The organism is Pseudomonas sp. P5_A2_2, from assembly GCF_054177685.1.
The window spans coordinates 3,281-5,245 of the sequence record NZ_JBGCUL010000514.1; the positions used below are offsets into that span (position 1 = coordinate 3,281).

Below are 1,965 nucleotides of genomic sequence, written 5' to 3' on the forward strand. Positions count from 1 at the left end.
CTGCCGCTATCGCGAGCAAGCTCGCTCCCACAGGGGTTGAGGCACGCCAGGCTTGYCCGAAACGCCACCCGACAGCATACGGGTGCCGGTCCGGCGTTTCGCCGCTACAATGCACGCCTCGACCGTGACAAGCCCGACTAAAAAAACTATGTCTTTGCCCAAACATCACCTGGAATTGCTCAGCCCTGCCCGCGATGTGAGCATCGCCCGCGAGGCCATCCTGCATGGTGCCGATGCCGTGTACATCGGTGGCCCGAGCTTCGGCGCCCGCCACAACGCCTGCAACGAAGTGAGCGATATCGCCCAATTGGTGGAATTCGCCCGTCGTTACCACGCCCGGGTGTTCACCACCATCAACACGATCCTGCACGACAACGAACTGGAGCCGGCCCGCCAGCTGATCCACCAGTTGTACGACGCCGGCGTCGATGCGCTGATCGTCCAGGACCTGGGGGTGATGGAGCTGGACATCCCGCCGATCGAACTGCACGCCAGTACCCAGACTGACATCCGCACCCTGGAGCGGGCGAAGTTCCTCGATCAGGCCGGTTTCTCGCAACTGGTGTTGGCCCGCGAGCTGAATCTCCAGGAGATCCGCGCCATCGCCGACGAAACCGACGCGGCCATCGAGTTCTTTATCCATGGCGCGTTGTGCGTGGCGTTTTCCGGTCAGTGCAATATTTCCCACGCCCAGACCGGGCGTAGCGCCAACCGTGGCGACTGCTCGCAAGCCTGCCGTCTGCCGTACACCCTCAAGGACGAAAAGGGTGGCGTGATCGCCTACGAAAAGCACCTGCTGTCGATGAAGGACAACAACCAGAGCGCCAACATCCGCGCCCTGGTCGAGGCCGGCGTGCGTTCGTTCAAGATCGAGGGCCGCTACAAGGACATGGGCTATGTGAAAAACATCACTGCCTACTACCGCCAGCGCCTCGACGCCGTGCTCGAAGACCGTCCGGACCTGGCCCGCGCCTCCAGCGGCCGCACCGCGCACTTCTTCCTGCCCGACCCGGAAAAAACCTTCCACCGTGGCAGCACCGATTACTTCGTCACTGACCGCAAGATCGATATCGGCGCCTTTGACTCGCCGACCTTCACCGGTCTGCCAGTGGGCGTGGTCGAGAAAGTCGCCAAGCGTGACATGCAGGTCGTGACGCACGAGCCGCTGTCCAACGGCGACGGCCTCAACGTGCTGGTCAAGCGTGAAGTGGTGGGTTTTCGCGCCAACATCGCCGAACCCAAAGGCGAATTCGAGGAGGACGGCGAGAAGCGTTATCGCTATCGCGTCGAGCCCAATGAGATGCCGGAGGGGATGTACAAGCTGCGCCCCAACCATCCGCTGAATCGCAATCTTGATCACAACTGGCAACAGGCGCTGCAAAAGACCTCCGCCGAGCGTCGCATCGCCCTGAGCTGGGTCGCTCGCCTGCGTGAAGACCAGCTGGAGTTGACCGCTACCAGCGAAGAAGGCATCAGCGCCAGCGTCACCCTGGATGGCCCGTTCGGCGCCGCCAACAAGCCGGAGCAGGCGCTGGAGCAATTGCAGGATCTGCTCGGCCAACTGGGCACCACGCAGTACCACGCCATCGACATCAAGCTGGACGCGCCGCAGGCGTACTTCATTCCGAACTCGCAGCTCAAGGCCTTGCGCCGTGAAGTGATTGAAGCCCTGACCGAAGCGCGGATCGCCGCCCACCCGCGTGGCAGCCGTAAAGCCGAAACCAGCCCGCCGCCGGTGTACCCGGAGTCGCACCTGTCGTTCCTGGCCAACGTCTACAACCAGAAAGCTCGCGACTTTTATCACCGTCATGGCGTCAAGCTGATCGACGCGGCCTACGAGGCCCACGAGGAAACCGGCGAAGTGCCGGTGATGATCACCAAGCACTGCCTGCGTTTCTCCTTCAACCTGTGCCCGAAACAGGCCAAGGGCGTGACTGGCGTGCGCACCAAGGTTGCACCGATGCA

1 protein-coding gene is annotated in these 1,965 nt (G+C 62.5%); it reads left to right on the forward strand.

All coding sequences use genetic code 11. The features are described 5' to 3' along the window. Window positions 1-148: 148 nt before the first annotated feature. The coding region (locus ACXRVY_RS21455; protein WP_458238183.1) for a peptidase U32 family protein at window positions 149-1,965 on the forward strand (1,817 nt) is incomplete at its 3' end.